Here is a 21813-nt window from a genome sequence, read left to right as displayed (position 1 = left end):
AACTGTTACTCAGAGTGTTGGGAAACCCTTTAGGGTTCCCAACACTCTGGAATCTTTTTTGATTTTAGCGAATAAAAACAACATAAAATAATAGAATTTTAAAAAATAGCCCTCCACCTGACCCTTTTTGGTCAGGTGGAGGGCTATTTTTTTCATGTTTTGACAAGCTGCGGTGAGATAAGCTTGCATTTGGACAGACTTCAGCCCTCGAAACCGGGCATAGCGGTAGCCATGTAGTTCTTTGGCGTCTGCAAAGCTTCGCTCTATAGTGGAACAGCGTACTTTATACAACCTTTTCCCTGTAGCTGTTAGCTTGTTTTTTCTAGCAATATCCTTATATTTCTCCCACACATGATGAGTGATAACTTTTTGTTTTTGTTTCTTTGAAAAGCACACCTCACGTAACGGACAAACAGCGCAGTCTTCTGGATTCGATTTGTATTGACGGTATCCTTCACGATCAGTTGTTACATATTCTAGAATACATCCCATCGGACAAGCGAAAACATTCATTTCTTCTACATATTTAAATTGGCTTTTCGGTACTTCTTTATTCCGTTTTCCAAATCGGCGATACCCCATCACCATAAATATATTCCGTTCTGATAGTTTCTTACAGATATATCCTGTAAAATAGCCAGCATCAAGGGCAACAGCTTCTACTTTGAAGTCGAATTTATCAATCTGAGCTTGGAGGCGTGCTAAATACGGCTCGGAATCTGCCATATTTCCAGCCGTTACATAGGTATCTGTAATAATATTGTACTTCGCATCAGTCGTACGATGATCCAAGAAATGAAAACCATTTGGTTTTCCATCTCTCATTAAAAATCCACTATCTGGATCCGTTGTACTTATACGAGTTTTTTTGGTAGGGGTATCACTTTCCTTTCTAGGTTTTAATTCTTTTTTCCATGTACCTCACGATCTTCGATTACCGCAGCTTCTAGCTCGTCTATATAAAACTTTGCTTTTTCTTTTTTATATTTATGTACAAATTTATTTTTATTGGCATTGGCCTTAATATGTGTAGAATCTGTCATCAGTGCACGTCCTCCTACCATCCGGTGCTCCGTCGCTTGTCTCACAATCTCATCAAAAATTTCTTCGAAAATATTTGTATGAATAAAACGAGTACGACGATTCCAACTGATTGTAGAGTGATCCGGAATAGTATCCGATAGAGAAAACCCTAAAAACCAACGGTAGGCAATATTCGTTTTAATTTCCTTTTCCAATTGACGCTCAGAACGAATACCGTAAAAATATCCAATAAACATCATCTTAAATAAAACAATAGGATGAATGGACGGGCGTCCATTGTTTTCACAGTAATAAGGGCGTAACTTCTCTTCAATAAAATCAAAACTAATTGTCGCTTCAATTGCACGAAGGAAATGATCTTGTGGAACCAACTCTTCTACAGAAACAGATACACGCTCATCACGATGATTTTTTAAAGCACCCATCATAAAAAATCTCTCCTTTTCCTCTTTTTTATCAGTGTTGACACATAAAAAGAGGTTCAGACACAAAAACAGGCTGTGGAGAAGACTTTCTCCACAGCCTGAGTAACAGTTACCTACTGTAACTGTTACTCTTCCTCTATTCTTCGTGCTTCACAAGTATTTTTTTCACCTTACGATCAAACTCTCTTCGAGGAATCATTACTGAATGGTCACACCCCTCGCACTTAATGCGGATATCCATTCCCATACGAATAATTTTCCAACGATTCTCGCCACATGGATGGGCTTTCTTCATTTCCACAACATCATACAAGTTATATTCCTTTTGCTCCATTCTCCAAACTCCTCTCCATACTAAATTGCTTTTCCACTAACTAATTCTTCACGATTATATAAAACCATACGTGGATATGGAATTTCAATTCCATGTAAATCAAGACGATTTTTAATCTCTTTACGAAGTGCCCTTGCAATAACTGCATGTTGCATCGGTTCTACTTCAGCAATAACACGTAATATAACTTCTGATGCAGCTAATGTTTGCACACCTAATAATTGAGGTGTTGTTACCATTTTTTCGTACTTTGAAGGTAATTCTACTAATAAATCTTCAATAACTTGCTCTGCTTTCGCAATATCAGCCTCATATGAAATAGATACATCAACAAACGCTACACTATTACTAACTGAGTAGTTAGTAACTTGAATAATACTTCCATTTGGTAAAGTATGAATTTCACCTGTCCAACTCTTTACTTTCGTTGTACGAAGTCCAATTTCTAAAACGACTCCTTCAAATTGACCGATTTTAACATAATCGCCAACTGAAAACTGATCTTCTAACAAAATAAATAAACCTGTAATAACGTCTTTCACTAAACTTTGAGCACCAAATCCGACTGCTAAACCAATTACCCCAGCACCCGCTAATAAACCTGATGCATTAATATCAAACACACCTAAAATCGCAATTAGCATAATGAACATAACAACGTACGCTACAATATTTTCAAGTAATTTCGCTACTGTAACTGTACGACGTTCTGAAATTTGAATTGGAGAACGACTCCCCATACGAAACGCATTTCGTACAACCGCCCTTGCAATTCGCACAACAACTGCACCAATTGTTAAAATAATACATATTTTTAATGTCGCAACTCCAATATGAGCCCAACGATCAGCATCTAATAAATACTGTTTCATAGAATTAAACCACTTCGCTAATAAATCCATGTACCTCTACCTCTCTAGCTAAAATTTCTTTTTAGTTACCCTTATTATTGTATCAGAAGTCCCCTAATTGCTGAAAAAATTTTATGATTTTAATCCTATTTTATCCCCGACATCCAGGTATAAAATGGAACGAATATATATATACTAGTACTATTATTTCCGTTTTCATTCACATTTTGCAAAAATTACGCACTTATAACTTTCCATTTTCCTCACCATATAACATATATTGAAAATTTATTAAAAGGATAGGTGCTTCATGAATATTGGAAGTTTTCGCTTACCATTTTTTGAGAAAGAAACTCAAAACGTTATGCACCAAGATCTAGAAGCCTCTGAAATAATCAGTAATTTCTTACTTACCCATATTCCTATTAAAACTAATATACCACTTATTCTCGTTTGTATCGGCACAGATCGCTCTACAGGTGACGCACTCGGCCCATTAGTTGGTACAAAACTTGAACAAATAGACATCCAAAACCTCCAAGTATTCGGTACACTAGATGAGCCAGTACATGCGCTAAATTTAGAAGAGAAAATTCAGAATATACAGAAAGAATATCCTACTGCATTTATAATTGCTGTTGATGCATGTTTAGGAAAGTCCCAAAATATCGGATCAATCACTACTGGAAAGGGACCTAGTAAACCTGGAGCTGCTATGAATAAGAAATTACCTGCAGTTGGTGATTTGCACATACACGGTATCGTCAATCTAAATGGGTTTATGGAGTTTTTCGTTCTTCAAAATACAAGATTAAGTTTAGTCATGAAAATGGCTGATGTAATCGCAAAAAGTATAAAAGAGACGGATCAAAAATTATCCGCATTAAAAAAAGCAAACCATCTATAAATAATAAGATGGTTTGCTTTTTAATTTTTCTGTGCTAATAGTTCTAAAATACGATTTAAATCTTCTTTATTAAAAAATTCAATTTCGATTTTACCTTTTTCTTTTTTCGTCTCTTTAATTTTCACATCTGTGCCAAACTTTTCTCTTAAGAACGTTTCACGTTCTACGAAAAATATATTTCGCTCTTTTTTCACTTTTTTTGTTTCACGTGAAACGTGTTGATTAATCTCTTGGACGATTTTCTCTAATTGACGAACATTTAATCCTTCTTTTTCAATGCGTTTCAATAAGGACTTCAATTGTTCTTCATCTTTTATCGTAAGTAAAGTTCTCCCATGAGCCATTGAAAGTTGACCATTTGCAATCATATCTTGTACGAAAGAAGGTAGGCTTAATAACCGAGTATAATTTGCAATGTAAGGTCTGCTTTTACCAAGACGTTTCGCTAATTGTTCTTGCGTTACATTTAGCTCATTCATTAACATCTGGTATGCCATTGCCTCTTCCATAGGATTTAAATCTTCTCGTTGTAAGTTTTCTAACAAAGCAAATTCCATCATTTGCTGTTCAGTTAATTGTCTTACAACCGCAGGTACTTTTTCTAAACCAGCCTCTTTTGCAGCACGAAATCGTCTTTCACCTGCAACAATTTCATATCCTTTAATACTCTTCCTAGCAATTAATGGTTGTAGAATACCGTGTTCCTTAATCGAAATTGCTAATTCCTGAATCGCCTCTTTATTAAAGTGTTTACGCGGTTGATATGGATTCGGCCTTAATTCAGTTACAAGAATCTCCTGAATTGTTTCCTCTTCTTTCACATCTAAATCAGGAAAAAACACATTAATTCCTCTTCCTAATCCTTTAGCCACCTGCAATCACTTCCTCTGCTAAATCTATATACACTTCTGCTCCTCTTGATTTAGCGTCATACTGCATAATAGGTTTCCCATGACTTGGAGCCTCGCTCAAGCGTACATTACGCGGAATAATCGAGCGATATACTTTATCCCTAAAATACTTTTTCACTTCATCTATAACTTGAATCCCTAAATTTGTACGGGCATCCAACATTGTTAACAATACACCTTGAATTGCTAAATTTTTATTTAAATGTTTTTGTACAAGTCGAACTGTATTTAATAGCTGACTTAACCCTTCTAGTGCGTAATATTCACACTGTACAGGAATAATAACAGAATCTGCTGCTGTTAATGCATTAATCGTTAATAACCCTAAAGATGGGGGACAGTCGATAATAATATAGTCATATTCATCACGAACTGGCTGTAATGCTCTTTGCAAACGTACTTCCCGGGAAATAGTCGGTACCAATTCAATTTCAGCACCAGCCAATTGAATTGTAGCGGGTAGAACATCTAAGTTTTCAGTTGCGGTTTTCTGTATAACCCCTTGAACATCTGCATCTTCCACAAGAACGTTGTAAATACATTGATCTAATTCAGATTTTTCAATTCCCACACCAGTCGTTGCATTTCCTTGAGCATCAATATCTACAAGAAGGACTTTTTTACCTACTTGCGCCAATCCAGCCCCTAAATTAACAGATGTTGTTGTTTTTCCAACACCGCCTTTTTGATTAGCAATAGCAATGATTTTTCCCATGATGTCACCTACTTTCAACCTTTCTATCTTATTCTAGTAACAATTACGTTTATTGTAACATGAAATAAAACTTTTTCTTTTACGTCCTTTATTAAACTTCAAAATTTATTTCTAAACTCCTTCTTCATTTAACAAGAAAATATAGTAAAAGAGACCTCTCCAATAGGATAAGGTCTCTAGCACGTCATTATTATTTTTTCTTTGGAATTTTAATTGTAATTTGATAGTACTCATCAAATTCTTCTTCCTCAGAATTAACATTCAAACCACTTTCAGTAACCATTTGTAAAGATTGTCTAATTGTATTCATAGCAATCCTCGTATCTCGACTTACTGCTTTTTGCTTTGCCTTACGCTTCGGTTTCGCTTCCTCTAGTAACTTCGCAATTCGTTCTTCTGTTTGCTTTACATTTAGTTGTTTCTCAACAATTTCCTGTAAAACCTTCAGTTGTAATTCCTCATTTTTTAAAGGAATGAGAGCGCGGGCATGACGTTCTGTAATGCTTTTTTCTAATAATGCACTTTTTATTTCTTCAGGCAACTTTAACAAGCGCAACTTATTTGCGATTGTAGATTGTCCTTTTCCAAGTCGTTGTGCCAATGCTTCTTGTGTTAAATTATGTAACTCAATCAGCTTTTGATATGCCACAGCTTCCTCGATTGCCGTTAGTTCCTCACGTTGCAAGTTTTCAATTAAAGCTACAGAAGCTGTCTCTGTATCATTTAAATTCTTTATAATTGCAGGAACCTTTTCCCAACCTAACTTTGTTGCCGCGCGAAAACGTCTTTCTCCAGCAATAATCTCGTACTTATCATCCTCATATTGCCTTACAACAATCGGTTGAATAAGTCCATGTGTACGAATTGTTAATGCTAGCTCATCAATACGCGCATCATCAAAAACTGTTCTTGGTTGATAACGGTTAGGGGTAATATTTACTATCGGAATTTCTTGTATTTCTTCATATACCTTTTTATCTATCTCTTCATGGCTTTCGTCTTGTAATTCGAATTCGCTCTCTTTATCTCCAAAGCCAAATAAACGAGAAAACGTATTTTTCATACATATTCCACCACCTTTTAGGCCTATTGACTATTCTCCATAAAATGTTTCCTATGAAACATTTACGTTTTCATTTATATAATTTAATCTTACGTCTAATAAGATTTATTTTTCAATAGGTAATTTATTGGGTGTTCCCGGTTTGCGTGGATATTTCTTTGGTGTCTTGCGCTTTTTCTCGATTAATAAAATATTACGTTCACTCTCTTCAAATGGTAATTGGAAAGTAGACATCTCTTTCAACTCTCCGCCTAGCACCTCTAAAGCATACTTGCCATTTTCAATTTCTTCGTTTGCTGCTGCACCTTTCATTGCAATGAATGTTCCTCCAACTTTTACAAGTGGTAAACATAGCTCACTTAATACAGAAAGACGCGCAACTGCACGTGCCATTACAATATCGTATGATTCACGTACACCTTCTTTTTTCCCAAATGTTTCTGCACGATCGTGACAAAATGCAACATCACTTAATTCTAACTTTTGGGCTAAGTGATTTAAGAAATTAATACGTTTTTGCAATGAATCTACAATTGTTACTTTTAAGTGCGGGAAACAAATTTTTAAAGGAATACTTGGGAATCCAGCCCCTGCACCAACATCACAAATTGAGAATGGTTTTGAAAAATCATAATAAAAAGCAGCTGTAATGGAATCAAAAAAGTGTTTTAAATATACTTCTTCTTTTTCTGTAATAGCCGTTAAGTTCATTTTTTCATTCCACTCTACTAATGTTTCAAAGTAGATTTTGAACTGCTCTAACTGTCTAGAAGAGAGGGTGATTCCCTTCTCTTCTAGCATAGATTGAAATTGTTCTATGTTCATCTAGCAATATCTCCTTACTATTTATTGGTTCGATACGCGTGCAATTTTTCCTTGTTCTATATACACAAGTAAAATGGAAATATCCGCTGGATTTACGCCAGAAATACGTGAAGCCTGCCCCATTGAAAGTGGACGAACATCTTTCAATTTCTGTCTAGCTTCTGAAGCAAGGCTAGAAATCGCATCATAATCAATATCTACAGGGATTTTTTTACTCTCCATTTTCTTCATACGCTCTACTTGCTGTAAAGATTTTTCAATATACCCTTCATACTTAATCTGAATTTCAACTTGTTCTTTAACTTCATCACTTAATTCTACTTCACTTGGTACTAAAAGATGAATATGCTCATATGTCATCTCTGGACGACGTAATAAGTCACTTGCACGTATTCCATCTTTCAATTCACTTCCGCCAATATTGCGAATTAATTCTTGTACTTCAGGACGTGGTTTAATAATAATGCTGCTTAACCGTTCCTTTTCCTGTTCAATTTGTAATTTTTTATTTGTAAATCGCTCATAGCGCTCTTCTTTAATTAATCCAATTTCACGACCAACTTCAGTTAAACGAAGATCAGCATTATCGTGGCGTAATAATAGACGGTATTCTGCACGAGACGTTAATAAACGATATGGTTCATTTGTACCTTTCGTTACAAGATCATCAATTAAGACGCCAATATAAGCATCCTCGCGACCTAAAACAACTTCTTTTTTACCTAAAGAACGGCATGCTGCATTAATTCCAGCCATAAGCCCTTGTCCTGCCGCCTCTTCGTAACCAGAAGTTCCATTAATTTGTCCTGCTGTATATAAATTTTTAATCTTTTTCGTTTCAAGTGTTGGCCATAGTTGTGTTGGCACAATTGCATCATATTCAATTGCATAACCTGTACGCATCATTTCAACATTTTCTAGGCCTGGAATTGTTCTAAGCATGTCACGTTGTACATCTTCTGGTAAGCTTGTGGATAAACCTTGTACATATACTTCTTGTGTATTACGCCCTTCTGGCTCTAAGAAAATTTGATGGCGTGGTTTATCATTAAATCTTACTACTTTGTCTTCAATAGAAGGACAGTATCTAGGGCCTGTTCCTTTAATCATACCAGAATACATAGCTGAACGATGTAAATTTTCATCTATTAAACGGTGTGTTTCTGTACTTGTATATGTCAACCAACATGGAATTTGATCCATAATAAATTTCGTTGTTTCAAAAGAGAACGCACGTGGCTTATCATCACCTGGTTGAATTTCTGTTTTACTGTAGTCAATTGTATTACTGTTTACACGCGGAGGTGTCCCTGTTTTAAATCTAACAAGATCAAATCCAAGTTCCTCTAAATGCTCAGATAATGTAATAGACGGTTGCTGATTATTTGGACCGCTTGAATATTTTAAGTCGCCCATGATAATCTCGCCGCGTAAAAATGTTCCAGTTGTAATTACAACGGTTTTTGCTGTATATTCTGCACCAGCTTGTGTAACTACCCCTTTACATACACCTTCTTCAACGATTAAACGCTCTACCATTCCTTGGAACAACGTTAAGTTTGGTGTTTCTTCAATTGTTTTCTTTAATTCATGTTGGTAAGCGAATTTATCAGCTTGCGCTCGAAGTGCACGTACGGCTGGTCCCTTACCTGTATTTAGCATACGCATTTGAATATGAGTTTTATCAATATTACGTCCCATTTCTCCGCCTAATGCATCAATTTCACGAACAACAATCCCTTTTGCTGGTCCACCAACAGAAGGGTTACATGGCATGAATGCTACCATATCCAAGTTAATTGTTAACATTAATGTTTTTGAGCCCATTCGTGCTGCCGCAAGACCAGCTTCACATCCTGCATGACCTGCACCGATTACTATGACATCGTATGAACCGGCATTGTATCCCATTGTTTATTCCTCCTAATAATCTCTATCTTTCTACAACTTCACTATATTATTTTCCTAAACAAAATTGAGAGAACAACTGGTCAATTAAGCTTTCATGCACTGTGTCCCCAGTAATTTCACCAAGTATTTCCCACGTTCTTGTTAAATCAATTTGTACCATATCAATTGGTACACCATTTTCAATCGCCTCAACTGCATCACCGATTGTTTTTCCTGCTTGTGTTAATAATCCAATATGTCTCGCATTAGAAACATATGTCATATCTGCAGAATCGATTGTTCCTTCAAAGAATAAATCAGCTATTGCCTTTTCGAGTTCATCTATTCCTTGTTCCTCAATTAAGGATGTTGTAATAACACGATTTCCCGCGGCTAACTCTGTAACACGTTCCATATCAATCGCTTGCGGTAAATCAGTCTTATTCACAATAACAATAAAGTCTTTTCCTTGTACCGCACGGAATAGATCTTCATCCTCATTTGTTAAAGCCTCGCTATAGTTGACAACAACTAATACTAAATCCGCTTGGCTCATCATTTCTTTTGAACGTTCCACACCAATTCGTTCAACAACATCTTCTGTCTCCCGAATACCGGCTGTATCTATAAGTTTAAGAGGTACACCACGCACGTTAACGTACTCTTCAATAACATCACGAGTTGTTCCTGCAATATCAGTTACAATTGCCTTTTTCTCCTGAACAAGACTATTTAATAACGATGATTTCCCAACGTTAGGTCTACCGATAATTGCTGTAGCAATACCTTCACGTAAAATTTTCCCCTGTTTTGATGTTTCTAATATTTTTTCGATTTCCGAACGAACATGCGTCGCTTTCTCAATTAAAATATTATGTGTCATCTCTTCTACATCATCGTATTCTGGATAATCTATATTTACCTCAACATGAGCTAATGTTTCTAATATTTCTTGACGCAAAAGACCAATTAATTTAGATAATCGCCCTTCCATTTGATTAATTGCTACATTCATCGCACGATCTGTTTTTGCTCGAATCAAATCCATAACAGCTTCTGCTTGTGATAAGTCGATACGTCCATTTAAAAAAGCACGTTTTGTAAATTCGCCCGGTTCTGCCAATCGTACTCCTTGTGCTAGAATAAGTTGCAATACTTTATTTACTGAAACAAGTCCACCGTGACAGTTAATTTCCACTATATTTTCACGTGTAAAAGTCCTTGGTGCGCGCATAATAGACACCATAACTTCTTCAATAACTTGATTTGTATCTAAATCAACAATATGACCATAATGAATAGTGTGAGAAGGAACCTCTGTTAAATCCTTCCCCTTAAAAATACGATCAACTTTCTCAACCGCATCATCCCCACTTACTCGAACAATGGCAATTGCACCCTCTCCAAGCGCTGTGGAAATCGCAGCAATTGTATCAAATTCCATGTCCTTTCACCTCACTTGCTTATTTATCTCTATTTCAACATGATTATTTCTTTCACTAAATTATTAGGATACCATAACGAACCTATCTACAAAAGAAGAATAACTCATTTTATTATATCCCCATGTAAAAAACACTAAACTTATTCACAGTGGATAAGTTTAGTGTTTTTTAGTTATCCACATCTATTTTCCGCTCAAAAAAACCGGCACTCATTTGAGCAACCGGTCATTTAGGAGATATTACAACATGCCGATGTGGTTCATTTCCTTCAGAAGTTGTATTGATACCTTGATGATTTGATAATGCCTGATGAATAATTTTTCGTTCAAAAGATGGCATTGGTTCTAAAATAACTCTTTTTTTCGTATTAAATACTTGTTTCGCTAATCGATAAGAAAGTGATTCTAACGTACTTTTTCTTTTACTACGATAATTTTCAGCATCTAGTGTAATACCGATATACTGCTTCGTGTTACGATTCGCGACAAGTTTTGTTAAATACTGTAAAGAGTTCAATGTATTACCTCTTTTACCAATTAAAACACCTACATTATCACCAGAAATTGTAAATTCGATTTCGCGTCCTTTTACAATTTTACTAATCTCGACTTCCACACCCATATCGTGAATAACATTTCTTAAATATTCTTCACATTCTTGAATTGGATCTTTCTTCAATACAACTTCTACTACTGCAGGGCGATTCCCAAATAAACCTAAGAATCCCCTTTTACCCTCATCGACAATATTTATATCTACTCGATCTTTTGATGTATTTAATTGCCTTAAAGCATCCTCTACTGCCAGCTCGACTGTTTGTCCTTTAGCAGTAATTACACTCACTTGCTTGAGCCTCCAGCCTTACCAGCCTTACTAGCCTTAATCTCTGGCCCTTTAATAAAGTACATTTGAGCAATACCAAAGATATTACCAACAACCCAGTAAAGTGATAATGCAGCTGGGAAGTTAATTGCAAAGATTAAAATCATAATCGGCATAAGCCAAAGCATCATTGCCATTTGTGGATTTTGACCAGCTGTTCCTGCCATTGCAAGCTTTTGCTGAATAAATGTCGTAATTGCTGCAACGACTGGTAAGATATAGAACGGGTCTGCATGTCCTAAATCGAACCATAAGAAACTATGTTGTTTAATTTCAGCTGTTCTCATAATTGCATGATAAAAAGCGAACAGAATTGGCATTTGAATAAAGATTGGTAAACAACCAGCTAATGGATTTACACCATTTTTTTGGTATAACTGCATCATTTCTTGCTGCAGTTTTTGCTGTGTCGCTTGATCTTTAGAGCTATATTTCTCTTTTAACTTCACCATTTCCGGTTGTAACGCTTGCATCGCTTTCGTACTCTTCGTTTGTTTAATCATTAATGGTAATAACGCAAAACGAATGATAAGAGTCGTAACAACAATTGCTAAACCATAATTACTGTTAAATAAGTTTGCAAAATACGTGATTAACTGAGAAAGCGGGTATACGAAGTATTCATTCCAAATTCCAGTGCTTTTTGGTGTAATTGGCTGATTTACTTCACTACAGCCAGCAGTAATCGCCATTAATGCAATAAGCATGGCTAGTAAACCTAATTTCTTTTTCAAAGCCTACTCCTCCTTGTATCGGTATGTATATAGTGTAATTCATTTCCTTACGCTACTTTTTTATTCTTTTCATACCAGAGCGTTTAAAGACATGAATTAAGCTTTTCTTTACTTCTTCATATGTCATCTCTGCACAAGGCTTCCTTGCTATTATAACAAAATCTTTTCCAGAAGCTATCTCATCTTTTAACTCTGTAATAGCCTGACGGACCATGCGCTTAATTCGATTACGAACTACTGCATTTCCTATTTTCTTGCTAACAGAAAGGCCGATGCGAAAGTTTGGCTGTTCTTCTTTATCTAATTGGTATACAACAAACTGACGATTTGCATTTGATTTTCCTTTTTGAAAAACCGCCTGGAATTCATCATTCTTCTTTATACGATGTTTTTTCTTCATATCAATTGACACTCCTGTATTTCATCAGCGGAAATTCACTATTATTAGAAAAAAAGACCACTGAACGATCAGTGGTCTACGCAGATAATACTTTTCTTCCTTTACGACGACGAGCTGCTAGCACTTTACGTCCGTTCGCTGTGCTCATACGGCTGCGGAAACCATGTACTTTGCTGCGCTTACGTTTATTTGGTTGGTAAGTTCTTTTCATTATATGACACCTCCCTGAGGAATATCTGTTAAAGACAGTCCTATAAATTATAGTTAATTAACTAGGAAAATGTCAATGGTTCTAGAAGTTTTCATCAAATATTCATTTTGAACCTATTCACATACTTTTTCACAGCACCTATATTTCCTTGTGGATAAATATTTTTTCGCGCTTTTTATATCCACAAACTTTTTTCGCACTTTTACACAGTATATCGTGTTGTGGACAAGTTTATTCCACAAGGTATTGATTTTGTGGATAACTTTCTTAAATTCATTGCTATAGCCACTTTTTTTTGATATTATAGTTGTGTTTTCACTTTGAATAAGTTTTCCACATCTTTATCTTATCCACAATTTGTGTATAACATGTGGACAGTTTTAATCACATGTGGGTAAATAGTTGTCCACATTTGCTTTTTTTGTCGAAAACCCTATCTCATATACAAACGACGTTTTTAGGTTTTAAAATACGTTTCGTATAAATATACATTTTATATTTATTAGGTTGTACATTTGTTGCGCAACCTTATTCTTTTACCAACTTAGTAAAGGAGGGACACCTTTGGAAAATATCTCTGATTTATGGAATAGTGCCTTAAAAGAATTAGAAAAAAAGGTAAGCAAGCCTAGTTATGAGACATGGTTAAAATCCACAACGGCTCATAACTTGAAGAAAGACGTATTAACGATTACAGCTCCGAATGAATTTGCTCGTGACTGGCTAGAATCTCATTACTCCGAACTAATTTCAGAAACACTATACGATTTAACAGGGGCAAAATTAGCAATTCGCTTTATTATTCCCCAAAGTCAAGCTGAAGAGGACATTGATCTGCCTCCAGTTAAGCCGAATCCAGCACAAGATGATTCAGCTCATTTACCACAGAGCATGTTAAATCCAAAATATACATTCGATACATTTGTTATTGGCTCTGGTAACCGTTTTGCCCATGCAGCTTCATTAGCTGTAGCTGAGGCGCCAGCTAAAGCGTATAATCCACTCTTTATTTACGGGGGAGTTGGACTTGGAAAGACACATTTAATGCACGCAATTGGTCATTATGTAATTGAACATAATCCAAATGCAAAAGTTGTATATTTATCATCAGAAAAATTTACAAATGAATTTATTAACTCTATTCGTGATAATAAAGCTGTTGATTTTCGTAATAAATATCGTAACGTAGATGTTTTATTGATAGATGATATTCAATTTCTTGCTGGAAAAGAACAGACTCAAGAAGAGTTTTTCCATACATTTAATGCATTACACGAAGAAAGTAAACAAATTGTAATTTCTAGTGACCGACCACCAAAAGAAATTCCAACTTTAGAAGATCGTCTTCGTTCCCGCTTTGAATGGGGACTTATTACAGACATTACGCCGCCAGATTTAGAGACACGAATTGCGATTTTACGCAAAAAAGCAAAAGCTGAAGGGCTTGATATACCAAATGAAGTTATGCTTTATATCGCAAATCAAATTGATTCAAATATTCGTGAATTAGAAGGTGCACTTATCCGAGTTGTAGCTTATTCATCTTTAATTAATAAAGATATTAATGCTGATTTAGCAGCTGAAGCACTTAAAGATATTATTCCAAATTCTAAGCCGAAAATTATCTCTATTTATGATATTCAAAAAGCTGTCGGGGACGTTTATCAAGTGAAATTAGAAGATTTTAAAGCGAAAAAACGTACAAAATCAGTTGCGTTTCCTCGCCAAATTGCAATGTATTTATCGCGCGAACTTACAGATTCCTCTTTACCAAAAATAGGTGAAGAATTTGGTGGACGTGATCATACAACAGTTATCCATGCCCATGAAAAAATCTCTAAACTACTAAAAACCGATACGCAATTACAAAAGCAAGTTGAAGAAATTAATGGTATTTTAAAGTAGTAGCTGAATAGTGTGAATAACTTACCTTGTTTTACGCACAGTCTATCCACATGTAGATAGACTGTTTTTACATCCTTTAGCGGGGTTATCCACATATCCACAAGCCCTATTACTATTACTACTATTTTTTATCTTTATTAATTAAATAAAATCTTATACTTACCGGAGGTTTTTCTTTATGCGTTTTACAATACAAAAAGACTATCTTGTAAGAGGTGTACAAGATGTAATGAAGGCAGTTTCTTCTCGTACAACAATCCCAATTCTTACGGGAATTAAAGTTGTAGCAACTGAAGAAGGAGTTACATTAACAGGAAGCGATGCTGATATTTCAATTGAATCGTTTATTCCAGTCGAAGAAGATGGAAAAGAAATCGTAGAAATAGCTCAATCAGGAAGCATTGTTTTACAGGCAAAATATTTTAGTGAGATCGTAAAAAAACTACCTAAAGACACTGTCGAAATTTCTGTAGAAAATCATTTTATGACAAAAATAAAATCTGGAAAATCAGAGTTTAACTTAAATGGTTTAGATTCTGCAGAATATCCGTTATTGCCACAGATTGAAGAACATCATGTATTTAAGATACCAACAGATTTACTTAAACATATGATCAGACAAACTGTATTTGCAGTTTCTACTTCTGAAACAAGACCAATCTTGACAGGTGTAAACTGGAAGGTATATAACAGCGAGTTAACTTGTATTGCAACAGATAGTCATAGGCTGGCACTTCGAAAAGCAAAAATTGAAGGACATAACATTGCAGATGAATTCCAAGCTAATGTTGTTATCCCAGGTAAGAGCTTAAATGAATTAAGTAAAATTTTAGATGAGTCTGAAGAAATGGTAGATATCGTTATTACGGAGTATCAAGTATTATTCCGTACAAAACATTTATTATTCTTCTCAAGATTGTTAGAAGGGAATTATCCTGATACGACACGTTTAATTCCGGCAGAGAGTAAAACGGATATTTTTGTGAATACAAAAGAATTCCTACAAGCAATTGATCGCGCTTCACTATTAGCAAGAGATGGCCGCAATAACGTTGTTAAATTATCAACTTTAGAGCAAGAAATGCTAGAGATTTCTTCGAATTCACCAGAAATCGGAAAAGTTGTTGAAGAAGTACAATGCGAAAAAGTAGATGGAGAAGAGTTAAAAATATCTTTTAGTGCAAAATATATGATGGATGCATTGAAAGCTTTGGATAGTACAGAGATTAAAGTTAGCTTTACTGGGGCGATGAGACCGTTCTTAATTCGTACAGTAAATGATGATTCAATTATTCAATTAATTTTACCGGTTCGTACTTACTAGGTAAGGAATAAGGGTTGCTAGTTTAAAGATGCTAGTGGCCCTTATTTGATTTTTGGGTATTACTTTCCTAATGCTAGTTTATTTAGTACAATGAAAGAATGAACACTTTCAGAAAGTGAGCGATTTTATGAAACGTATTAAAATTTCAACAGAGTATATTACACTAGGACAATTTTTAAAGTTAGCTGATGTAATTGATACAGGTGGCGCTGTAAAATGGTTTTTACAAGAATATGAAGTGTACGTGAACAACGAACTTGAAAATAGAAGAGGTCGCAAACTATATGCGAATGATGTTATTGAAATTCCAGGAAGCGGAACTTTCCAAGTTCAGGCATAAAGGGGGAGCCCTTTGTTTATTTCAGAAATACAATTAAAAAACTATCGCAATTATGAAAAATTAGAGCTTTCCTTTGAAGATAAGGTAAATGTAATTATCGGCGAAAATGCGCAAGGGAAAACAAATTTGATGGAAGCTATTTATGTTTTAGCGATGGCGAAATCTCATAGAACCTCTAATGATCGCGAACTTATCCGCTGGGATGAAGATTTTGGTCAAATAAAAGGGAAATTACAAAAAAGAAACAGTTCTTTGTCTTTGGAATTAAATATTTCGAAAAAAGGTAAAAAGGCAAAATTAAATCAACTTGAACAGCAAAAGTTAAGTCAATATATTGGCGTGATGAACGTTGTCATGTTTGCCCCAGAAGATTTAAATCTTGTAAAAGGAAGCCCTCAAGTAAGAAGACGCTTTTTAGATATGGAATTAGGACAAATAGCTCCTGTATATTTGTATGAATTAAGTCAATATCAAAAGGTGCTCACGCAACGAAATCACTTGTTGAAAAAAATGCAAGGGAATAGTAAGAATGAGGAAACGATGTTGGATGTATTTACACTTCAACTAATTGAGCATGGTGCGAAAATACTGCAAAAACGTTTTGAATTTTTGCATTTGCTACAGGAATGGGCAGCTCCAATTCATCGAGGTATAAGCCGTGGATTAGAAGAGTTAGAAATTGTCTATAAACCAAGTGTAGATGTATCAGAATCAATGGATTTGTCGAAAATAAAAGAAGTATACTATGAAAGTTTTCAATCTGTGAAACAACGTGAAATTTTCCGTGGTACGACTTTAATTGGTCCTCATCGTGACGATTTACAATTCTTCGTTAATAGTAAAAATGTTCAAGTCTTTGGTTCGCAAGGACAACAACGAACGACCGCACTATCCCTAAAATTAGCTGAAATTGAATTGATTTATTCAGAGGTTAAAGAATATCCAATCCTTTTGTTGGATGATGTTTTATCAGAATTAGATGATTATCGTCAATCACATCTTTTAAATACAATTCAAGGAAAAGTGCAAACATTTGTTACAACGACGAGTGTCGACGGAATTGAACACGAAACATTAAAAGAAGCGAAAACAATTCATGTAACGAACGGCACTGTAGATTGTGAAATAGATAGGGAATAACCCCTGTTTAAATGGAAAAGTAGGTGATCTTTGTGTCAATGGAACAAAAGCAAATGCAAGAAAATGCATATGATGAAAGTCAGATACAGGTGCTTGAAGGACTAGAGGCAGTTCGGAAACGACCTGGTATGTATATTGGATCTACAAGTGGAAAAGGGCTTCACCATCTTGTTTGGGAAATCGTAGATAATAGTATTGATGAAGCACTTGCAGGTTATTGTGATGAAATTAATGTTAGTATCGAAGAAGATAATAGTATTCGTGTAACGGATAATGGGCGTGGTATTCCGGTTGGTATACAAGAAAAAATGGGACGTCCAGCTGTAGAAGTTATTATGACTGTTCTCCACGCCGGTGGTAAATTTGGCGGTGGCGGTTATAAAGTTTCTGGTGGTTTACATGGTGTTGGGGCATCGGTTGTAAATGCTCTATCAACAGAATTAGAAGTATTTGTACATCGTGAAGGTAAAATCCATTACCAAAAATACGAAAGAGGTATTCCGGTTGCGGATTTAAAAGTCATTGGTGACACCGATCAAACAGGAACAATAACTCGATTTAAACCAGATCCGGAAATTTTCCAAGAAACAACAGTATACGATTTTGATACGCTAGCAACTCGTATGCGTGAATTAGCGTTTTTAAATCGTAATATTAAATTAACAATTGAAGATAAACGTGAACATAAGCAAAAGAAAGAATTCCATTACGAAGGTGGAATTAAATCATACGTTGAGCATTTAAATCGCTCAAAACAACCGATTCATGAAGAGCCTGTGTACGTAGAAGGTTCAAAAGATGGTATTCAGGTTGAGGTTTCTCTTCAATATAACGAAGGATACACAAATAATATTTACTCATTTACGAATAACATCCATACGTATGAAGGTGGTACACATGAGGTAGGTTTTAAAACAGCTTTAACTCGTGTAATCAACGACTATGGTCGTAAAAATAGCATTTTAAAAGATGCGGACAGTAATTTAACTGGTGAGGATGTTCGTGAAGGTTTAACAGCAATTGTATCAATCAAGCATCCAAATCCACAATTTGAAGGACAAACGAAGACAAAACTTGGGAATAGTGAAGCGAGAACAATTACAGAGTCTGTATTCTCAGAGGCATTTGAAAAGTTCTTACTAGAAAATCCTAATGTAGCGCGAAAAATTGTAGAAAAAGGTACGATGGCTGCACGTGCACGTGTAGCTGCGAAAAAAGCGCGTGAATTGACACGTCGAAAGAGTGCGTTAGAAGTTTCAAGTTTACCTGGTAAATTAGCTGATTGCTCTTCGAAAGATCCAGCAATTAGTGAAATTTACATCGTAGAGGGTGACTCTGCGGGTGGATCTGCAAAACAAGGACGCGATCGTCATTTCCAAGCAATTTTACCGCTGAAGGGTAAAATTATTAATGTGGAAAAGGCGCGCTTAGATAAGATTTTATCAAATGATGAAGTTCGTACAATTATTACGGCAATCGGTACAAATATTGGTGGAGACTTCGATATTGAAAAAGCACGCTATCATAAAGTTATTATTATGACCGATGCCGATGTTGATGGTGCACATATTCGTACCCTATTATTAACGTTCTTCTATCGTTATATGCGTCAAATAATTGAGTGTGGTTATATCTATATTGCACAGCCGCCATTGTTTAAAATACAACAAGGTAAAAAAATTCAATATGCTTACAACGATAAGGAACTTGAAAAAATCTTAGCTGAGCTACCAGCCCAGCCGAAACCAGGAATTCAACGTTATAAAGGTCTTGGGGAGATGAATCCAACTCAGCTATGGGAGACGACAATGGATCCAGAAGTACGTTCGTTACTTCAAGTTTCTCTTCAAGATGCAATAGAAGCAGACGAAACGTTTGAAATTTTAATGGGTGATAAAGTAGAACCGCGTCGTAACTTTATCCAAGAGAATGCAAAATACGTGAAGAACCTTGATATTTAAATGAGTAATGACAGGAATCTAAGTATTCCTGTCTTCTACATATAAATCAATGTATGTGTAACGGAAATGTAAGAGGAGGTGCTCGTTGATGTCAGACAATCAACAACAAGCACGAATTCGAGAAATTAATATTAGTCATGAAATGCGTACCTCATTTTTAGATTACGCAATGAGTGTTATCGTATCTCGTGCATTACCAGATGTTCGTGATGGATTAAAACCTGTGCATCGTAGGGTTTTATATGCGATGAATGATTTAGGAATTACAGCTGATAAAGCGTATAAGAAATCAGCACGTATTGTCGGTGAAGTAATCGGTAAGTATCACCCTCATGGTGATTCAGCCGTTTATGAAACAATGGTACGTATGGCGCAAGACTTTAGTCAACGTTATATGCTTGTAGATGGGCATGGTAACTTCGGTTCTGTAGATGGAGATTCAGCAGCAGCAATGCGTTATACAGAGGCAAGAATGTCTAAGATTTCTATGGAATTAATACGTGATATTTCAAAAAATACAATTGATTATCAAGATAACTATGATGGTTCCGAAAGAGAACCGATAGTACTACCAGCGCGTTTCCCTAATTTATTAGTAAACGGTACAACAGGTATTGCTGTTGGTATGGCAACAAATATACCGCCGCATCAGCTTGGCGAAGTAATTGATGGTGTGCTGGCATTAAGTCATAATCCTGATATTACTATCGCAGAATTGATGGAATATATTCCTGGTCCAGACTTTCCGACGGCAGGTTTAATTTTAGGAAGAAGTGGAATTCGAAGAGCTTATGAAACAGGTCGCGGTTCCATTATGCTTCGTGCTAAGGTTGAAATTGAAGAGAAGTCAAACGGTAAACAATCTATTATCGTAACTGAACTACCTTATCAAGTTAATAAGGCGAGATTAATTGAAAAAATCGCAGAATTAGTTCGCGATAAGAAAATTGAAGGTATTACAGATTTACGTGATGAATCAGATCGTAATGGTATGCGTATTGTCATGGAAGTACGTCGTGATGCTAATGCAAACGTACTATTAAACAATCTATATAAACATACAGCGCTTCAAACAAGTTTCGGTATTAATATGTTGTCTCTTGTAAATGGGGAGCCACAAGTACTAAATTTAAAACAAAATCTATATCATTATTTAGAGCATCAGAAGGTAGTAATTCGTAGACGTACTGCTTATGAATTAGAAAAAGCAGAAGCACGTGCTCATATTTTAGAAGGATTACGAATTGCTTTAGATCATCTTGATGAAGTTATTACGTTAATTCGTAGTTCAAAAACAGCAGATATTGCAAAGCAAGGCTTAATGGAACGTTTTGGTTTAAGTGAGAAACAAGCGCAAGCGATTTTAGATATGCGTCTGCAACGCTTAACTGGATTAGAACGTGAAAAAATTGAGCAAGAATATCAAGACTTAATGAAGTTAATTGCTGAATTAAAAGCGATTTTAGCAGATGAAGAAAAAGTTCTTGAGATTATTCGTGAAGAATTAACAGAAGTAAAAGAGCGTTTCAATGATAAGAGACGAACAGAAATTACAATTGGCGGTATGGAATTTATTGAAGATGAAGATTTAATTCCTGAACAAAACATTGCGATTACGTTAACTCATAACGGTTATATTAAGAGGTTACCAGCTTCTACGTACAAAACACAGAACCGTGGGGGACGTGGTGTGCAAGGAATGGGTACGAATGATGATGACTTTGTTGAACATTTATTAACAACGTCTACTCATGATCATATTTTATTCTTTACAAACAAGGGTAAAGTATACCGTACGAAAGGATATGAAATTCCAGAGTATAGTCGTACTGCAAAAGGACTACCAATTATTAACCTATTAGGGGTAGATAAGGGTGAGTGGATTAACGCTATTATTCCGATTCGTGAATTTGGTGACGATCAGTTCTTATTCTTTACGACAAAACAAGGGGTTTCTAAGAGAACGCCACTTTCATCATTTGCAAATATACGTACAAATGGTTTAATTGCAATTTCTCTTCGTGAAGAGGATGAAGTAATATCTGTACGTTTAACATCGGGTGATAAGGATATTATTGTCGGGACAAGTAACGGTATGCTAATTCGTTTCAATGAACAAGATGTTCGTTCTATGGGACGTAATGCTGCAGGTGTTAAAGCTATTACGTTGGGCGATGAAGACCAAGTTGTAGGTATGGAAATTGTCGAAGAGGATGTAAATGTTCTAATTGTAACGAAAAATGGTTACGGAAAGCGTACACCGATTGATGAATACCGTCTGCAAAGTCGCGGTGGTAAAGGTCTGAAAACTTGTAACATTACAGATAAGAACGGTAAATTAGTAGCTGTTAAGTCTGTTACAGGTGAAGAAGATATTATGTTAATTACAGCGGCAGGCGTTATTATTCGTATGCCAGTTGATCAAATCTCTCAAATGGGACGTAATACACAAGGTGTTCGTCTAATTCGATTAGAGGAAGACCAAGAGGTAGCGACGGTAGCAAAA

The 21813-nt window shown here is 35.6% G+C and carries 19 protein-coding genes and 1 pseudogene (1 of these 20 only partly in view); 7 read left to right on the top strand and 13 right to left on the bottom strand.

The annotated features are described in order from the left end of the window. Positions 1-102: 102 nt before the first annotated feature. From AC3WVZ_RS27080 to AC3WVZ_RS27070, 3 genes and pseudogenes are all read right to left on the bottom strand, one after another. A pseudogene (locus AC3WVZ_RS27080) lies at positions 103-1472 on the bottom strand (IS1182-like element ISBth7 family transposase); the annotation flags it as partial. A gap of 133 nt (positions 1473-1605) precedes the next feature. Continuing rightward, positions 1606-1803, bottom strand: a complete 198-nt coding sequence (locus AC3WVZ_RS27075) for a DUF951 domain-containing protein (protein ID WP_000435485.1) — start codon at positions 1801-1803, stop codon at positions 1606-1608. 20 nt (positions 1804-1823) lie between these two features. Next, complete coding sequence (locus AC3WVZ_RS27070; protein ID WP_000364814.1) at positions 1824-2705, bottom strand: mechanosensitive ion channel family protein; 882 nt, start codon at positions 2703-2705, stop codon at positions 1824-1826. A 259-nt stretch (positions 2706-2964) separates the two neighbouring features. Here AC3WVZ_RS27070 and yyaC point away from each other — a divergent pair, with 259 nt between their 5' ends. Continuing rightward, positions 2965-3561: a spore protease YyaC gene (yyaC, locus tag AC3WVZ_RS27065; protein ID WP_001020714.1), complete on the top strand. Its 597-nt coding sequence runs from the start codon at positions 2965-2967 to the stop codon at positions 3559-3561. A gap of 20 nt (positions 3562-3581) precedes the next feature. On the opposite strand, the gene spo0J is transcribed toward yyaC, so the two are convergent. The 10 genes from spo0J to rpmH form a co-directional block, all read right to left on the bottom strand. Further along, entirely contained in the window at positions 3582-4433 is an 852-nt protein-coding gene (spo0J, locus tag AC3WVZ_RS27060; RefSeq protein WP_001051832.1) for a stage 0 sporulation protein Spo0J, read from the bottom strand. Continuing rightward, entirely contained in the window at positions 4426-5187 is a 762-nt protein-coding gene (soj, locus tag AC3WVZ_RS27055; RefSeq protein WP_000516114.1) for a sporulation initiation inhibitor protein Soj, read from the bottom strand. The genes spo0J and soj overlap by 8 nt, the downstream gene beginning before the upstream one ends. 190 nt (positions 5188-5377) lie before the next feature. After that, entirely contained in the window at positions 5378-6250 is an 873-nt protein-coding gene (gene noc, locus AC3WVZ_RS27050; protein ID WP_000799016.1) for a nucleoid occlusion protein, read from the bottom strand. 105 nt (positions 6251-6355) lie between these two features. Continuing rightward, positions 6356-7075 carry a 16S rRNA (guanine(527)-N(7))-methyltransferase RsmG gene (gene rsmG, locus AC3WVZ_RS27045; RefSeq protein ID WP_001019628.1) on the bottom strand — a complete coding sequence of 240 codons (720 nt, stop codon included), beginning with the start codon at positions 7073-7075 and terminating at the stop codon, positions 6356-6358. A 21-nt stretch (positions 7076-7096) separates the two neighbouring features. Beyond that, entirely contained in the window at positions 7097-8986 is a 1890-nt protein-coding gene (mnmG, locus tag AC3WVZ_RS27040; RefSeq protein WP_000541031.1) for a tRNA uridine-5-carboxymethylaminomethyl(34) synthesis enzyme MnmG, read from the bottom strand. 46 nt (positions 8987-9032) lie between these two features. Next, positions 9033-10409 (bottom strand): tRNA uridine-5-carboxymethylaminomethyl(34) synthesis GTPase MnmE, encoded by a 1377-nt coding sequence (gene mnmE, locus AC3WVZ_RS27035; protein WP_000393757.1) that lies wholly within the window; start codon positions 10407-10409, stop codon positions 9033-9035. A gap of 226 nt (positions 10410-10635) precedes the next feature. Further along, positions 10636-11253 carry an RNA-binding cell elongation regulator Jag/EloR gene (gene jag / locus AC3WVZ_RS27030; protein ID WP_000111516.1) on the bottom strand — a complete coding sequence of 206 codons (618 nt, stop codon included), beginning with the start codon at positions 11251-11253 and terminating at the stop codon, positions 10636-10638. Then, the gene (gene spoIIIJ / locus AC3WVZ_RS27025; RefSeq protein WP_000727734.1) at positions 11250-12026 is read right to left on the bottom strand and encodes a YidC family membrane integrase SpoIIIJ; all 777 of its coding nucleotides are present in this window, start codon (positions 12024-12026) and stop codon (positions 11250-11252) included. The genes jag and spoIIIJ overlap by 4 nt, the downstream gene beginning before the upstream one ends. 52 nt (positions 12027-12078) lie before the next feature. Next, a complete protein-coding gene (gene rnpA / locus AC3WVZ_RS27020; RefSeq protein ID WP_000726619.1) occupies positions 12079-12426 on the bottom strand; it encodes a ribonuclease P protein component in 348 nt (115 codons plus the stop codon). A gap of 76 nt (positions 12427-12502) precedes the next feature. Continuing rightward, entirely contained in the window at positions 12503-12637 is a 135-nt protein-coding gene (rpmH, locus tag AC3WVZ_RS27015) for a 50S ribosomal protein L34 (RefSeq protein WP_000831901.1), read from the bottom strand. Between the two features lie 564 nt (positions 12638-13201). Between rpmH and dnaA the strand changes: the two genes are divergently transcribed. From dnaA to gyrA, 6 genes are all read left to right on the top strand, one after another. Further along, positions 13202-14542: a chromosomal replication initiator protein DnaA gene (dnaA, locus tag AC3WVZ_RS27010; RefSeq protein WP_000428017.1), complete on the top strand. Its 1341-nt coding sequence runs from the start codon at positions 13202-13204 to the stop codon at positions 14540-14542. A 178-nt stretch (positions 14543-14720) separates the two neighbouring features. Further along, positions 14721-15866, top strand: coding sequence for a DNA polymerase III subunit beta (gene dnaN / locus AC3WVZ_RS27005; protein ID WP_001212884.1), 1146 nt, complete (start codon positions 14721-14723; stop codon positions 15864-15866). 127 nt (positions 15867-15993) lie between these two features. Next, the gene (gene yaaA, locus AC3WVZ_RS27000; RefSeq protein WP_000821364.1) at positions 15994-16206 is read left to right on the top strand and encodes a S4 domain-containing protein YaaA; all 213 of its coding nucleotides are present in this window, start codon (positions 15994-15996) and stop codon (positions 16204-16206) included. Between the two features lie 12 nt (positions 16207-16218). Further along, positions 16219-17346, top strand: coding sequence for a DNA replication/repair protein RecF (recF, locus tag AC3WVZ_RS26995; RefSeq protein WP_000470745.1), 1128 nt, complete (start codon positions 16219-16221; stop codon positions 17344-17346). Positions 17347-17384: 38 nt separating this feature from the next. Then, the gene (gene gyrB, locus AC3WVZ_RS26990) at positions 17385-19307 is read left to right on the top strand and encodes a DNA topoisomerase (ATP-hydrolyzing) subunit B (RefSeq protein ID WP_000435982.1); all 1923 of its coding nucleotides are present in this window, start codon (positions 17385-17387) and stop codon (positions 19305-19307) included. A gap of 88 nt (positions 19308-19395) precedes the next feature. Then, positions 19396-21813: the 5' portion of a DNA gyrase subunit A gene (gyrA, locus tag AC3WVZ_RS26985; protein WP_001282864.1), read on the top strand. The gene runs 54 nt beyond the window's last position; 2418 of the gene's 2472 nt are visible here — the first part of the coding sequence; the start codon lies at positions 19396-19398; its stop codon lies beyond the right edge, outside the window.

The sequence above is a fragment of the Bacillus sp. CPT56D-587-MTF genome (genome assembly GCF_058792335.1).
Note: the sequence above shows the minus strand (reverse complement) of the source record. Positions and strands in the feature narration are given on the sequence as shown.